Annotated in this window: 11 protein-coding genes; 7 read left to right on the top strand and 4 right to left on the bottom strand. The window is 67.1% G+C overall.

Annotated elements, in window-relative coordinates:
• Positions 1 to 25 precede the first annotated feature (25 nt).
• From AB0B25_RS00665 to AB0B25_RS00675, 3 genes are all read left to right on the top strand, one after another.
• Positions 26 to 241 carry a hypothetical protein gene (locus AB0B25_RS00665; protein ID WP_357172598.1) on the top strand — a complete coding sequence of 72 codons (216 nt, stop codon included), beginning with the start codon at positions 26 to 28 and terminating at the stop codon, positions 239 to 241.
• A gap of 245 nt (positions 242 to 486) precedes the next feature.
• Complete coding sequence (locus tag AB0B25_RS00670) at positions 487 to 1,110, top strand: histidine phosphatase family protein (protein WP_357173252.1); 624 nt, start codon at positions 487 to 489, stop codon at positions 1,108 to 1,110.
• Between the two features lie 116 nt (positions 1,111 to 1,226).
• The gene (locus AB0B25_RS00675; protein WP_357172600.1) at positions 1,227 to 1,523 is read left to right on the top strand and encodes a hypothetical protein; all 297 of its coding nucleotides are present in this window, start codon (positions 1,227 to 1,229) and stop codon (positions 1,521 to 1,523) included.
• 73 nt (positions 1,524 to 1,596) lie between these two features.
• Here the strand turns inward: AB0B25_RS00675 and AB0B25_RS00680 are convergent, their stop codons facing one another.
• The 4 genes from AB0B25_RS00680 to aroQ form a co-directional block, all read right to left on the bottom strand.
• On the bottom strand, positions 1,597 to 2,496 hold the full coding sequence (locus tag AB0B25_RS00680; RefSeq protein ID WP_357172603.1) for a cutinase family protein: 900 nt from the start codon (positions 2,494 to 2,496) through the stop codon (positions 1,597 to 1,599).
• 381 nt (positions 2,497 to 2,877) lie between these two features.
• Positions 2,878 to 4,347, bottom strand: coding sequence for a glutamate synthase subunit beta (locus tag AB0B25_RS00685; RefSeq protein WP_357172606.1), 1,470 nt, complete (start codon positions 4,345 to 4,347; stop codon positions 2,878 to 2,880).
• A gap of 59 nt (positions 4,348 to 4,406) precedes the next feature.
• Positions 4,407 to 9,080 carry a glutamate synthase large subunit gene (gene gltB / locus AB0B25_RS00690; RefSeq protein ID WP_357172608.1) on the bottom strand — a complete coding sequence of 1,558 codons (4,674 nt, stop codon included), beginning with the start codon at positions 9,078 to 9,080 and terminating at the stop codon, positions 4,407 to 4,409.
• Between the two features lie 741 nt (positions 9,081 to 9,821).
• On the bottom strand, positions 9,822 to 10,397 hold the full coding sequence (aroQ, locus tag AB0B25_RS00695) for a gamma subclass chorismate mutase AroQ (protein WP_357172611.1): 576 nt from the start codon (positions 10,395 to 10,397) through the stop codon (positions 9,822 to 9,824).
• 223 nt (positions 10,398 to 10,620) lie between these two features.
• Here aroQ and AB0B25_RS00700 point away from each other — a divergent pair, with 223 nt between their 5' ends.
• The 4 genes from AB0B25_RS00700 (at position 10,621) to AB0B25_RS00715 (ending at position 15,453) form a co-directional block, all read left to right on the top strand.
• Entirely contained in the window at positions 10,621 to 12,327 is a 1,707-nt protein-coding gene (locus tag AB0B25_RS00700) for a DUF4407 domain-containing protein (protein WP_357172614.1), read from the top strand.
• 40 nt (positions 12,328 to 12,367) lie between these two features.
• Positions 12,368 to 13,240, top strand: coding sequence for a hypothetical protein (locus AB0B25_RS00705; protein ID WP_357172617.1), 873 nt, complete (start codon positions 12,368 to 12,370; stop codon positions 13,238 to 13,240).
• Positions 13,241 to 13,301: 61 nt separating this feature from the next.
• Entirely contained in the window at positions 13,302 to 14,402 is a 1,101-nt protein-coding gene (locus tag AB0B25_RS00710; protein WP_357172620.1) for a DUF4129 domain-containing protein, read from the top strand.
• A gap of 67 nt (positions 14,403 to 14,469) precedes the next feature.
• Positions 14,470 to 15,453, top strand: coding sequence for a MoxR family ATPase (locus AB0B25_RS00715; RefSeq protein ID WP_357172623.1), 984 nt, complete (start codon positions 14,470 to 14,472; stop codon positions 15,451 to 15,453).

Here is a 15,453-nt window from a genome sequence, read left to right on the forward strand (position 1 = left end):
GCCGATACGCCTTAAGGGGTTTGTGATGTACCTCGACCTGCTGACCAACGCGAGTCTGCTCGATCACAGCGTATGGGCCAGTCCCGACGTGTGGGACTCGGCAATGGATCTGGCCGCCAGGAAGAAGAAGAGCAGCAAGGCAGGCCTGATCTTCGGTGCGATCTGCTGCCTGCTCGTCGTCGCGCTGATCGTCGGCGGCATCTATCTGCTGGCCAACCGCAAGAAGAACAACAACCAATAGCCGTACGCGGCACTCGGCCGGACCGCATGGGATCGACTCGAAACGGCCCGGCGCACTGACGGCAACGCGACTCACCGCTGTGTGGTCTCGCGGCGCCGTCCACCACAGCATGGTGTGCTCGACGCCGCCGACGCCTCGAGCAGCAGATCATCGTCGGAGTCGTCGACGTGCGCACTCGGCAGCACCGATGCAGGAGCGTGCCGACCCGGATGGAACCGATAGCGACCGTGCGGCAGAGTGAGCGTGTGCAGTTGATCCTCGTTCGTCATGCCCAGCCGGTCCGGATGCTGACCTCGGATGGTCCTGCTGACCCCGAATTGGCGCCGGTAGGCCTGGAGCAGGCGGACCGGGTGCCGGCGGTGCTGGGCCATCATCGGATCTCCCGAGTGCTCAGCAGCCCGCAGCGGCGAGCGCGCGAAACCGCGGCGCCGACCGCCGTGAAGCTCGGGCTGGATGTCGAGATCGTCGCCGATCTCGCCGAATACGATCGCGACCTGCCCGCCTATATCCCGATCGAAGACGCCAAGGTCGAGTTCCGGGAGGCCTACGACCGAATCAAAGCGGGCTACCTGCCGTCGCAGATCGACGGCGAAGCATTCAAGACCCGGGTGCTGGACACGATCACCGAAATCGCGGCGGTCACCGATCCCGCGGATACGGTCGTCGCCTTCGCGCACGGCGGCGTGGTCAACGTGCTGCTCCAAGACGTGCTCGGACTGGAACGGCCGCTGACGTTCCCCATCGACTATTGCTCGATCACCCGCATCCTGTTCTCCCGCACCGGGCGTCGGACGGCGGCGACGGTCAACGAGAACGGCCACGTGTGGGATCTGTTGCCGCGCAACATCGCGAGCGGCACCGAGCGCTGAACGGTCGGCTCCCAGCTGATTGCCAGTCGCGTCGCACCGCGGTCCCAGTCACGGAACCTTCGATGGACTCGTGAGCCGCCACACCAGCCGCTCACGGTTCGAGAGAAAGGAATTCCGTGTTGCGCTCCACAAAGACGACACCGGCACGGCGCCTCGCCCGGGTAACCCTGGCGGGTGCGCTGGTCGCCGTTCCATTCGCCGCCCTCGCGGCGACCGCGTCCGCCGAGGTCCCCGAAACCTCCGGCACCGCGGTCGAGGTGCAGGCGGCGCCCATCAATGCGCCGCAGCCGGGCATCGACTGGCACCATCGGCATCACCGAGGGAACGGCGGCTGGCACCGCGGTCCCGGTAATCACCCTGGCCCGGGTGGTCCGGGCCCGTTCCCGCAGTTGCCGCCGACCGGATCCGCCTGATTCGCACAGCTCGCTCGAAAGCCGAAGGCCCACCTTCCGAGTCCGGAGGTGGGCCTTTGGTTTCGCTGCTGGATCAGGCCATGTCCGCGATCCAGTTGTGCATCCAGGAGATGGCGGTCTGACCGCCGCCCACCGGGTAGCTGCCGTAGAGCGTATGCGCCTGCGACTTGTAGAAGCGCTCGAGATCCTTGGCCCGCTGCTCGTTCGCAGAATCGGTCAGTTGCGCCTGCAGTGCCGGGACACCCCCGAAGGCCATCAGGTCGCCGATGATGTTGCCTGCCTCGATCTGGTAGCGCCACATGTTGGCCGGGTTGGCCTCCGACGTCTGGGCGAGGAAACCGGCGAACCGGGTGACGAAGTCGTCCGTCGCGGTCGCGCAGTAGAGATCATCGAGTGCGCAGATGGTGCGTGTGCGATCGCTGACCCAGCCGAATCCGCCGATACGCGGGCCACCCGCGCCCGCGCCGGGCGCGGGCGCGCCGACCTGGATATCGGTGGGCGAACGGCGCGGGTCGGAGATCAGGCCGACGCCGGCGATCCGGTCCGGCGCCACCACACTGAGGCCGGTGCCGATCTCTGCCGCGAGGTCACCGGCGGCGTCCGCGCCCTGGCTGTAGCCGACGAGCGCGATCTTTGTCGCACCGCACCGCTGCGCCATGTCCGCGATCAGACCGCGCGCGTTGTCTACGGCCTCTTTCTTCGAATTGCCGTACACCTCACCTTCCCACGGGAAGGCGGTCGCGGCGTAGGTCACGTAATCGACTTCCGCGGAGGAGGGCAGACCTCTGGTCACGCCGGCCAGCATGCCGGGACCCGGCGACTTGTCGTGCCCGGTCTCCCAGGTGCCCGGAATCGCCACTACATACAGGCTCGGGCATCCGGGGGCCGCATTTACCGAACCGCTGCCGAAAACCATGCCGGACATCATTGCCGCGGAGGCACCGAGCCCCGCGACGACCTTCTTCCACTGCATACCGCTCCAGTCCAAACTTTGCCCTCGTTGAACATCCCGCCGAGTCGCCGCGTCACATGCTGAACGCGACAGATGTCTTTCCAGTGCACGTCGGGTGAACACAGCCACCCAAACCGGTATGACGTGCACTTCAAACCACATCGAAAACTCAGTGGCACGCCGAAGATCACAATAAGGCTACAACCGCCGGGATGCCATTCGAACACACCTACTCGACCATGGATCAGGCCGCATCCCGGTGCACGCGCGCCACCGTCGCGGTATGGCGTGAATCACGGTCGGGCGAGATCGGCCGGTGCGCGACTCATCCCTACCGAGAACAAAGGCGCCTGTGGACGAACTGTCCACAGGCGTCTTTGTTTCCGCTCCGGTAAGAGAGGTCTAGCGCTGAGCGACCATGGTAGGTGTGATCGGCGACGGGAGAGCGGTCTCGCCTTCCAGGTACCGGTCGACGCCCGCGGCCGCGGCGCGGCCTTCCGCGATGGCCCAGACGATGAGGGACTGGCCGCGACCGATATCGCCCGCGACGAAGACGCCGGGGATGTTGGTCGCCCAGTTCTTGTCGCGCTGGACATTGCCGCGCTGATCGTAGCCGACGCCGAGATCGGTGAGCAGCCCCGGCTTCTCCGGACCGACAAAGCCCATCGCCAGCAGAACCAGATCGGCCTCGAGGGTGAAGTCGGTGCCTTCGACCTTCTCGAAGCGGCCGTTGACCATGGTGACCTCATGCGCTTCCAGGCCGGCCACCTTGCCGTCCTTGCCGACGAAGCGCTCGGTGTTCACCGAGAACACCCGCTCGCCGCCCTCCTCGTGCGCTGAGGAGACCCGATACATCAGCGGGTACGTCGGCCACGGGGTCGAGGCGGCGCGCTCCTGCGGCGGGCGCGGCATGATCTCGAACTGGTGGATGCTCTCGGCACCCTGCCGGTGCGAGGTGCCCAGGCAGTCGGCGCCGGTGTCGCCACCGCCGATGATGACGACCTTCTTGCCCTTCGCGTGGACGGGCGGCAGCCCGTCGGCGTCGGTGACATCGTCGCCGAGCTGCACCCGGTTGGCCCACGGCAGGAACTCCATCGCCTGATGGATGCCGTCCAGGTCGCGACCCGGGATCGGTAGATCACGCGCCAGGGTGGCGCCGCCGGCCAGCACGATCGCGTCGAATTGCTCGCGCAACTGCTCGGCGGTGATGTCGACGCCGACATTGACACCGGTCTTGAAGATGGTGCCCTCGGCCTTCATCTGCGCGACACGGCGATCGATGAAGCGCTTCTCCATCTTGAATTCCGGGATGCCGTAGCGCAGCAGACCACCGACGCGGTCGGCCCGCTCGAAGACGGTCACGGTGTGCCCGGCGCGGGTCAACTGCTGCGCGGCGGCCAGACCGGCCGGTCCGGAACCGACGATGGCGACCTTCTTGCCGGTGAGGCGGGTCGGGTAGACCGGAGTCACCCACCCTTCGTTGAAGGCATTCTCGATGATCTCGATCTCGACTTGCTTGATCGTCACCGGATCCTGATTGATGCCGAGCACACAGGACGCCTCGCACGGGGCGGGGCACAGCCGCCCGGTGAACTCCGGGAAGTTGTTGGTCGCGTGCAGGCGGTCGATACCCTCCCGCCAGCGGTCCTTGTAGACCAAGTCGTTCCACTCGGGAATCAGGTTCCCCAGCGGACAGCCGTTGTGACAGAACGGGATACCGCAGTCCATACACCGGCTGGCCTGGCTCTTCAGGGTCTGGTGGGAGAAATTCTCCTCATAGACCTCTTGCCAGTCCATCAGGCGCAACGGCACCGGCCGCCGCTTGGGCAGCTCCCGTGAAGTGTGCTTCAGAAATCCCTGGGGGTCAGCCACGTGCGGCCTCCGAACTCTCGCCTCTCAACATCGAACTCAGCTCACGGACGCGTCTCACGTCAGCCACGGGCCGCCTCCATAATCGCCTCGTCCACGTCCTTGCCGCTTTTCTCGGCTTCGGAGATGGCGAGCAAAACCTTCTTGTATTCGCGCGGCATGACCTTGACGAAGTGGTTCACCTGCTGCGACCAATCGCTGAGAATGCGATCGGCGACACCGGAACCGGTCTGGTCCCGGTGCTGGGTGATGATGTCGCGCAGCCAGGTGAAATCGTCACCGGACAGCTGCTCGATCGCGTCGGCCTGCTCGGGGTTGAGTTTCGCCTCGAAGGTGCCGTGCGGGTCGAAGACGAACGCGACGCCACCGGACATCCCGGCGCCGAAGTTGCGGCCGGTCTCGCCGAGAATGACCACCCGACCACCGGTCATGTACTCACAACCGTGGTCACCGACGCCCTCGACCACCGCGGTGGCGCCGGAGTTGCGCACAGCGAACCGCTCGCCGACCACACCGCCGAGGAACGCCTGCCCACTGGTGGCGCCGAACAGGATCACGTTGCCCGCGATGATGTTCTGTTCCGCGCGGAACTCCGCGGGCGCGTTCAGCGACGGGCGCACCACAAGGTAGCCGCCGGACAGACCCTTGCCGACATAGTCGTTCGCGTCGCCCTGCACCCGCAACGTGATGCCCGCGGGCACGAAGGCACCGAAGCTGTTGCCCGCCGAGCCGGTGAAGGTGATGTCGATGGTGTCATCCGGCAGACCGGCGCCGCCGTAGAGCTTGGTCACCTCGTGGCCGAGCATGGTGCCGACGGTGCGATTCACATTCGTGATCTTGGTCTCGAACTTCACCTTCCGGCCGCGGTCGAGCGCGTCGCGACTCTGCGAGATCAGCTGCTGGTCCAGCGCCTTGTCCAGGCCGTGGTCCTGGGGTTTGGTGCACCGAAGATCCTGGTACATGAACGCCGTCTCGACGTTGTCGAGAATCGGCGACAGGTCCAGCTTGCTCGCCTTCCAGTGTTGCTTGGCCCGGTGGGTATCGAGCAGGTCGACCCGGCCGATGGCCTCGTCCAATGTGCGGAAGCCGAGCTGCGCCAGCAGTTCCCTGACCTCTTCGGCGATGAACAGGAAGAAGTTCTCGACGAATTCCGGCTTGCCGGTGAAGCGGTCCCGCAGCACCGGGTTCTGCGTCGCGACACCGACGGGGCAGGTGTCCAGGTGGCAGACACGCATCATGATGCAGCCCGAGACCACCAGCGGCGCGGTCGCGAATCCGTACTCCTCGGCACCGAGCAGCGCCGCGATCATCACGTCGCGACCGGTCTTCATCTGGCCGTCGACCTGCACCACGATGCGGTCACGGAGACCGTTGAGCAGCAATGTCTGCTGGGTCTCGGCCAAGCCGAGCTCCCAGGGACCACCCGCGTGCTTCAGCGAGGTCAGCGGCGACGCACCGGTGCCGCCATCGTGGCCCGAGATCAACACAACGTCGGCGTGTGCCTTCGAGACGCCCGCGGCGACGGTGCCGACACCCGGCTCCGCGACCAGCTTCACGTGAATCCGCGCCTGCGGGTTCGCGTTCTTCAAGTCGTGGATCAACTGGGCCAGATCCTCGATCGAGTAGATGTCGTGATGCGGCGGCGGCGAGATCAGGCCGACGCCCGGCGTCGAGTGCCGCACCTCGGCGACCCATGGGTACACCTTGTGCGCGGGAAGCTGGCCGCCCTCACCGGGCTTGGCCCCTTGCGCCATCTTGATCTGGATGTCGGTGCAGTTGGTCAGGTAGTGCGCGGTCACGCCGAAGCGGCCGGAGGCGACCTGCTTGACCGCGCTGCGCCGCCAGTCGCCGTTGTCCTCCGGCTCGAAGCGCGCGGGCGATTCACCGCCCTCACCCGAGTTCGACCGTCCACCGAGACGGTTCATCGCGATCGCGAGGGTCTCGTGCGCTTCGGCCGAGATGGAGCCGTAGCTCATCGCGCCGGTGGAGAACCGCTTGACGATTTCGGAGGCGGGCTCGACTTCGTCGATCGAAATCGGGGTGCGCGCCTTGCTCTTGAATTTGAAGAGTCCGCGCAGCGCGGCGAGCCGCTCGGACTGGTCGTCGACCAGCTTGGTGTACTCCTTGAAGATCGAGTACTGACCCGACCGGGTGGCGTGCTGCAGTTTGAACACCGTATCCGGGTTGAACAGGTGGTATTCGCCCTCGCGTCGCCACTGGTATTCACCGCCGACCTCGAGCTCGCGGTGCGCGCGCTCGTTGCGGTTCTCCAGGAAAGCGATCTCGTGGCGCGCGGCGACGTCGGCAGCGATGTCGTCGAGATCGATGCCGTCCAGATGCGAGCGCAGGCCAGTGAAGTACTCGTCCACCAGATCCTGCGACAGACCGATCACCTGGAACAGCTGGGCACCGTTGTAGGAGGCCAGAGTGGAGATGCCCATTTTGGACATCACCTTCAGTACGCCCTTGCCCGCGGCCTTGTTGTAGTTCGCGACCGCCTTGCGGTAGTCGGCGCGCAGATCGGGGGAACTGCGCTGCTGCCCACCGGTGCTGTCCGACAGCTCGAGCGCGCCGCGCTCGAGCATGTCCTCGATGGTCTCGAAGGCCATGTACGGGTTGATCGCGGCCGCTCCGAAGCCGACCAGAGTCGCCATATGGTGCACCTCGCGGGCGTCACCGGCCTCCACGACCAGGCCGACTTTGGTGCGGGTGCGCTCACGCACCAGATGGTGGTGCACCGACGAGGTCAGCAGCAGCGAGGGGATCGGCGCGAGCTTCTCGTTGGATTCGCGGTCGGACAGCACGATGATCCGCGCTCCACCGTCGATGGCGGCCGACACCTGGATGTTGATCGCCTCGAGCGCCTTGCGCAGGCCCTTGCCGCCCTTGCGGACCGGATACAGGCCGCGCATCACGACCGAGCGCAGTTCGGGGTGCGAGCCGTCGTCGTTGATGTGCACGAGCTTGGCCAGCTCGTCGTTGTCCAGGATCGGGCCCTCCAGCGCGATCTGATGGCAGGATTCCGGCCCGGGGTGCAGCAGGTCGGCCTCCGGGCCGATGTTGCGTTTCAGGCTGGTCACGACCTCTTCCCGGATCGCATCCAGCGGCGGGTTGGTGACCTGCGCGAACAGCTGGGAGAAGTAGTCGAACAGCAGGCGCGGGCGGGCGGACAGCACCGCGATCGGGGTGTCGGTGCCCATCGAACCGAGCGCCTCACCTCCGGTCTTGGCCATCGGCGAGATCAGCAGGTTCAGCTCCTCGGTGGTGTAACCGAAGATCTGCTGACGGATCAGTACGCGGTCGTGCGACATGTGCACATGCGGACGGTCGGGCAGGTCGGCAAGCCGGGAGACGCCCGCGTCCAGCCATTCCTGGTACGGCTGTTCGGCGGCGAGTGCCGTCTTGATCTCCTCGTCGCCGACGATCCGGCCCTGCGCGGTGTCCACGAGGAACATCCGGCCCGGCTGTAGCCGGGCCTTCTTGACCACCTTGGACGGGTCGATGTCCAGCACACCGACTTCGGAGGCCATCACGACCAGACCGTCATCGGTCACCCAGATGCGACTGGGACGCAGACCATTGCGGTCGAGGACGGCGCCGACCACGGTGCCGTCGGTGAAGCACACCGATGCCGGGCCGTCCCACGGCTCCATCAGCATCGAGTGGTACTCGTAAAAGGCCCGCCGCTGCGGGTCCATGGTGTCGTTGCGTTCCCATGCCTCGGGAATCATCATCAGCACGGCGTGGGGCAAGCTGCGGCCACCGAGATGCAGCAGTTCCAGCACCTCGTCGAAACGGGCGGTATCGCTCGCTCCCGGGGTGCAGACGGGGAAAATCTTCTCCAGCCGGTTCTTGCCCGCGGAGTCGATTCCGAAGACGTCGCTGTTGAGCAGCGCTTCCCTGGCGCGCATCCAGTTCTCGTTGCCGGTGACGGTATTGATCTCACCGTTGTGCGCGATGCGGCGGAACGGGTGTGCCAACGGCCACGACGGGAACGTATTGGTGGAGAACCGGGAGTGCACGATGCCCAGGGCACTCTCCACCCGGGAATCCTGCAGGTCCAGATAGAACGCACGCAGTTGCGGCGTGGTGAACATGCCCTTGTAGACGAAGGTCTGCCCGGACAAACTCGGGAAGTACACCGACTCCTTGCCGACCGGTCCCTCACCAGCACCGGCCGACCCGAGTTCGTGCTCGACCCGTTTGCGTACGACGTAGGCGCGTCGCTCCAGATCCATCCCCGTCAACGGCTCGGCAGCGCTCGTCGGCGAGGCGATGAAGATCTGTCGGAAGCTCGGCATGGCGTCCCGCGCGAGGGCGCCGAGCGATGACTCGTCGATCGGCACGTCACGCCAACCGATGACCTCGAGACCCTCTTCTTTGACGATCTTCTCCACGCCGTAGGCGGCGCGCGCGGCCTCGCGACGGGCCGGCGGCAGGAAAGCGATACCGGAGGCGTAGGAACCTTCCGGCGGCAATGCGAAGTCCACGATGGCGCGGAAGAAGCGGTCCGGAATCTGGATCAGGATGCCCGCACCGTCACCGCTGTTGGGTTCGGCACCCGCGGCGCCACGATGCTCCAGATTCAACAGAGCCGTAATAGCCTTGTCGACGATGTCGCGGCTGCGGCGGCCGTGCATGTCGACGACGAATGCGACGCCGCAGGCGTCGTGCTCGTTCGCCGGGTCGTAGAGCCCGATGGGTCCGGGAGACCCGTGGCCAGGTAGTTGCGTCATGCCTCTGCCTTCAAGAAAGTCGGCCTTCGAAGAAAAACGGCCTTCCGTCGAACGCCTCTGTACAAGCGCCCGTACGTTCCGAAGCCAGCCGCGCTGATGGTCTTCGGCATGCAGTCAGGTCTGCAGTTGTTCCACCCGCTGGTGTGACGTTGGGGTGCTCGTCGGTAACGGATCCCTAACAAGATCCTTACCTCAGCAGGTGGCCTTGCCCGCTAGGCTGGGCACCGGCTGGGGCTGTCCGAGCGGGAGATGCAGCCGGTCATTCTGTGTCCGGCGTCAGAGCAAACGATAAGTCAGGTCTGAAGCCCAACCAATTCAGGCTTTCCTAATAACCTGGTCTAGCTGGGCTTCTTCATTGGGTCCTCCACGTGTGCGCGTCGTCCAGTGTAAAGCAGCGAGTACCGCGCGATCGATCCCCTTGGCACTCGATGCCACCTCGGGAACCCCGGCGCGCGACAGCATCCGTCACCTCACAGAAAAGCCGAGAAACCGCCCTCACCTGCATCGGAATAGATTTCCCCGGTCCGCGGCACGGCAAACCAATCGGCTACGGCTAACTTGGCGCGCCCCCGACGAGATATTTCGGGCAGGGGCGTGACAGGCAGGTAATGCGATCCGACCGTCCGGCCTCTTTTGTCCGTTGTGGCATTCAGCACACAATCAGCAAATAACACGAAGGTGGCATTGGTCACATCTGGCGGCGGAATTGGCCCGGACAGATGGTTCGCGCAGCCGGACCACCTACGCCGAACAGAGCGAGGCCGTGGCGCGGACCAGCGCGATTTGGTGCAACGCATCGGTCCGGCCCGCCGTGACGACGTCGAAAACGCTGTGCGCCAGCCGTTCCATACAGTCCGGCCCGGTCAGCATGTTCCGCTGCGCGGCCAACTGTTCGACGATCTCATCGTTCACTCGGTCGATGATCGGCCGGACGGACACCAGGTCGGCGGGCGCGCGAGGCACGGCGGCGGGATCGAATCGCCAGCGCGTCATCAACCCGCGCTGCACCGTCTTGTTCGCCTCGATCTGGCCGGCGAACACCTGCCGAACCCAGTCGGCCGGCAGCCCACGCTCCCGGCCCAGTCGGGCCATCGCGTCATAGACCTCGGCCTCACGGGATGGATCGTCGATGGTCGGCTCGATGCCGCGGGCGGTCGCCGCCGTCCACTTCGCCGCGGCCACGACATCGCCGGTGTCCAGTCGCTCGACCACGAGCGCGATCAGCCGGTCGAGCGACTCGTCGGCCGGGGATGCGTTCGCACTGGGCGGGCACAGGAACAGCGCCGCGGCGCAGATCACCAGCAAGACTCGGCGCATGTCGAAACCTCCTGGGGTCGGCGGCGCGGAACCGAATCATGGCATCGGAGTAGGCACATTCGGCCACCGCACGACGCGCGATATGCGGCAATCTGTGAGCCTCAACACATCCGACCGCCTCTACTCGGTGTGTCGGGTCCCAGCCTGCCACGCTGTCACAACGAATCCGTGACAGTTTCGCCGACCCCGGGGAGCGGCCGGGATGTAGAGGATGTGCATTCCGATGACCGTCACCGGCTTGTTCACCTGGCTCGGCGGGGGTCGGTCCAGCGCTATCACCGACCGCCATGAGCGTGCTGGATATGCCCTCGCCGGCGCGGTCGCCGCGCTGTTCGCAACGGTGTCCGGCGCGGTCACCGTCCTCGCTCTCACGTCGACCGAAACCTGGCCGCACTGGGCCGCCCTCATCGTGGCCCTCACCGTCGCGGCACTGACCGGCGCCCTCACGCGGGCACTCGCGACCGCACGTCCGAGCGGAGGTCCGGATCGGCTCGGGATGATCGCGCGCATCGCGATCGCGGTGCTGGCGGGCGGATTGATCGGCGAACTGGCCGCGGTCGTGCTCTTCGGCGCCACCGTCGATCGGATCCTGGACGAAAAGGCTCAACGCTCGGTCGGTTCGGCGGCACAGGTCATCGCGGCGCAGGTCGAACTGGACCAGGCGAAGGCCGACCGGAGCGCGCTGGACCAGTCGATCATCAAGGCGCAAGCCGATATCGACCGCGCGCTGGTGATCGCCCGCTGCGAGTACCGCCCGACCCCGGAGTGCCCGCAGACCAGGATCACCGGCGTCCCTGGACGCGGCCCTGCCGCGCAGACCGCCGACGGCATGCTCGATGACGCCCGCAAGCAACTCGCCACGGCTCAGAATCGGGTGGACGCGGCCGACCGACGGACCACCGAGAAAGAGAGCGCCGTCGCGACCGCGCGGACCGCCGCCTTCGACGAGGCCGACCGCGGGCTCGGCGCGCACTGGCAGGCGATGAACGACTACACGGTGCGTGACTCGCTCGCGCTGCGCATCCTGACCATCGCGACGTTCGTCGTGTTCGCGCTCCTGGCGCTGGTGCTGCGCTGGTGGCGCGGCGAGACCTCGTTCGACCGGCACAACGTGGCACGCACCGTGCACGACCGCGCCGAGCGCGCGGCCGATGCGGCGATCGCGGTGAAACAAGCCGAGGTTCGCGCCGAGGCCGAGACCCTGCGCGCCGAACAGCACCTCACCGCCGCCCGCCTCGCCGCAGCGGCCGACACCGCTATCGAACGGGAACGACAGCGCACCCGGATCATCGCGGCCATCGGCGGCATCGAGATCGGTATCACCGAGCCGCCGAGCCGCCCCGAACTTCCCGCGGCATCCGCCGACGACCGACCAGTCGGCCCGGTACCCGAAGAGCGGATCGCCATGCCGAACCTTCCCGTCCCCGGCACCAGCACGCGGGCGCCTGCCGTGCCCGAGACCGGCGGCCTCGAGCTACCTCTGATCGGCATCGTGCCGTTCACCGACACCGCGGCGCGTTTCCTCCGACCGCTGGTCCCGTCGTTCGTCGCCACCGCGATCGACACCGCGACGCACCCGCTGCGCACCGCACGGCAGGCGTTCGAGGAGGCCGAGGAGATCACCTTCACCCTGCGCCGCACGCACAAGGTCACCGTCGAAGAGCAGGACTCGCGCGGCCAGGCCGTAGCCGCTCCCGTCGGGTACCACCTCCGCCAGAGTTCACCCGAAGTCGTTCACGCGCAACGCATCGCCTCGGCGGTCGTCGACGCCGACCACCCCGCCGCGCGCGCCCGGCGGCACTCCTGTCTCCCGCCTACCGGTGCGGCGGGTTACGGACTGCCCACCGGCGTACGCAGGAATGAACTCTCCGACCATCCGCAATCCGAACCGCCGGACAGCCAGCCCGACGAGTCGCCTCCCGGCCGCTGAGGTGACCGCCCGCTCGAGCGTTGACAGCTAGACTCGGCCTGTGTCACCAGCCGCCGATCCGGCCGGTGCCGTCGGGGCGGGAACAGATCCGGTACCAGGGTCACCTGGAACGACGGTGCCGATCCGACCGCTGACCTTCCGTGAACTGCTCGACGTGCCGTTCGCGTTGATCCAGGCGAACATTCGCGTCCTGGCCGGGCTGGGCATCGCGTGCTTGCTGGCCACCGAGGCGGTGGTCGTCGCGGTGACAGCAGGCGTCTCCGCGCTGACCGACGGCTCGGACGCGGGCACCGCGTGGGCAGCGATCCTGTCCACCGCTGCCTGCGCATGGCTGCTGCGTTTCGTGCTGCGCGGGGCGACCGTGTCGATCGGGCTCGCGACCGTCGCAGGCAGGTCGATCGGCTGGCGCACCGCGCTCGGGCGGTTCGGTGCGAGGTTCGGCGCCCTGTTGGTGTTCCAGCTGCTGTTCACGCTGGCGGGTGTCGGTGTGATCGTGGTGTGCGGCATGTTGATCGTCACGCTGCCGCTGGCCTTGCTCTGGCTGGGCTGGCTGCGGGCACGCCGCTGGGTCGCCGTTCCGGTGCTGTTGGTCGAGCAGACCTCGCACCTCGGGGCCGTCGCTCGTTCGAGACTGCTCGTCGAGGGCGCGGACTGGCCGACCGCGGGACTGTGGATAACCCAACGCGCGCTGTTCGGACTGCTCGCCGTCCCGCTACTCGGTATCCCCTGGTTCCTCGCGGATGTCACGGGTACCCATCGGTGGCCGGTGATCGTTCTGACCACCGGAGCCGTGCTGTTGCTCAGCGCGGGCGGTGAGGTGGTCGAGTCGTCCTCGCGCGTCGTCTGTTACATCGATCGCCGCTGCCGCAGAGAGGGTTTGGACATTCGCATTCCCGGGCAGGAGGCGCGATGAGGCACCATCGCGCACCGAGCAGCGACCGGCTGCGGAGATCCCGCAGCCGTCAGGAGCTTCGGTGAGCGAGCGTCCGGACGAGGAGCCGGGCAGCCCCGTGGTGTGGCAGGGCAGCGGACCGGCGCAGGTCGCACCGATCAAAGTGGCGACGAGCGATCGGGTACCGAACGCTCCTCGGCTCGGCAGCGCCGCCGATCACCGGACTGCCGCCGAATCGGCTGCGCAGCGCGGCGATTTCGACAGCGCCCTGCGCGAACGCTTCCGCGCGGTGCTGCGCGGCCTCGAACAGCGCGGCGTGCTGGAAGTACGCCGCTCGCGGACCGCGCGGGAAACCGCAGTCGACGTGACGGCCGCGCTCTCACTTCAGGTCGGCGTCGAATTGCGACCCACCGCAGACAGTTTCGATGAGGTGGTCTACGGCGGGCGTCCGGCCACCGAGAACGAATACCGCAGACTCGAATACGCCGACCGGTTCTCCGCCGCCGCGCCGCCGCCCGTGCCGGAACCCACCGAGATCGACGCGGCGGCGAAGCGGCCGCGGACCAGGCGACGGCTCCCGCCACTGCCGAAGTTGTTGCGTAGCCCCAAATTCTGGATGGTTCTTGTCGCAGCGGCCATTGTCCTGCTGCTGCTCTATGGCGCGCTGCAGTCCTGTAGTGCGCCGACGGCGCCGCCACCGCCGAAGCCGCCTTCGGATCTGCCCGACGCCCCATCGCCGGGCCGCCCTGTCCTCGGCCCGGGCGCCGACCCGATCTGGGAGCGGCTGCCCGCGCCTGTCTTCTTCGGAGGGTCGCAGTTCCTGATCGCCGCCGTGGTGGTGGTGTGGTGGCGGGCGCGGCGGCGCGGCGCTCTGGTGCGTGAGCCGCGCCCGGTCGAGGTCGCGGCTAACGAGCTGCTCGCCGGGCAGGCGGCGCTGTATCGGCGATCCAAGGACCACGATCACGTCGCCGCGAAGTTGCGGGCAGCCACCTTGCGCCGTATCCGCACTCCGCTCGGCGTCACCGCCGACACCCCACCGGACCGGGTTGTCGCCGTCCTTGCCGCGAAGACCGGAGCGGACCCGAACCATATCGCGGCCGCCCTGTTCGGCCTGGTCCCCGACCCCGGGACACTGCGGAGGGTCGCGGCCCACCTCGAATGGATCGAATCGGAGGTCGGATGAGGGGCTCTCGCACAGCATTCCCCCGACCCGAGGGGTGCGCAAGCACCCGCAAGACACAGGAGGTCGGATGACCCGCACCGAGACCAACCACATCCCTACGATCGAGGAAGCGGGCGCCGCGTTCCACGCTTTGCGCGCCGAGATCGGCAAGGCCGTGGTGGGCAACGACACCGCGATCATGTACCTGATGCTCGCACTGCTGTGCCGCGGGCACGTGCTGCTCGAGGGCGTGCCAGGCGTTGCCAAGACGCTGCTGGTGCGCGCGCTGGCTACGGCGCTGGACCTGGAACACACCCGTGTGCAGTTCACTCCGGACCTGATGCCCGGCGACGTCACCGGTTCGCAGATCTACGATCCGCACTCCGCGGAGTTCACCTTCCGGCACGGCCCGGTGTTCACCAATCTGCTCTTGGCCGACGAGATCAACCGCACGCCACCGAAAACCCAGTCGTCGCTGCTGGAATCGATGGAGGAGCGACAAGTCTCGGTGGACGGGAAGCCGCTGTTCTTACCGGATCCGTTCGTGGTGGTGGCCACGCAGAATCCGATCGAGCAGGAGGGCACCTATCCGCTGCCGGAGGCACAGCTGGACCGATTCCTGTTCAAGGTCGACATCCACCTCCCCGGCCGCGACGACGAATTCCGCATTCTGCAGCGGCACGCCGCGGGTTTCGATCCGCGCGACCTTGCCGCTGCCGGGTTGCGTCCGGTCGCGGGCCCAGCCCACATCGCCGTCGCCCGCGCGGCCCTCACCCGGGTGACGATCACGCCAGAGGTGCTGGCTTACACCGTCGACGTATGCCGGGCCACCCGTGCCTCCCCCGCCGTGCTACACGGTGCGTCGACCCGCGGCGCGACCGCACTCATGGCGGCGTCACGTGCGTTCGCCTGGCTGAACGGCCGCGGGTTCGTCACGCCGGACGACGTGAAGGCGGTCGCGGTCGCGGTGCTCCGCCATCGCCTGCAACTGCGCCCGGAGGCGGAACTGGACGGGGTGACCCCGGAGGGCGTGCTTTCGGCGCTGCTGCTGTCGGTTCCGGTTCCGGTGTAA

It is taken from the genome of Nocardia sp. NPDC049190 (assembly GCF_040648115.1).
Lineage (GTDB): Bacteria > Actinomycetota > Actinomycetes > Mycobacteriales > Mycobacteriaceae > Nocardia.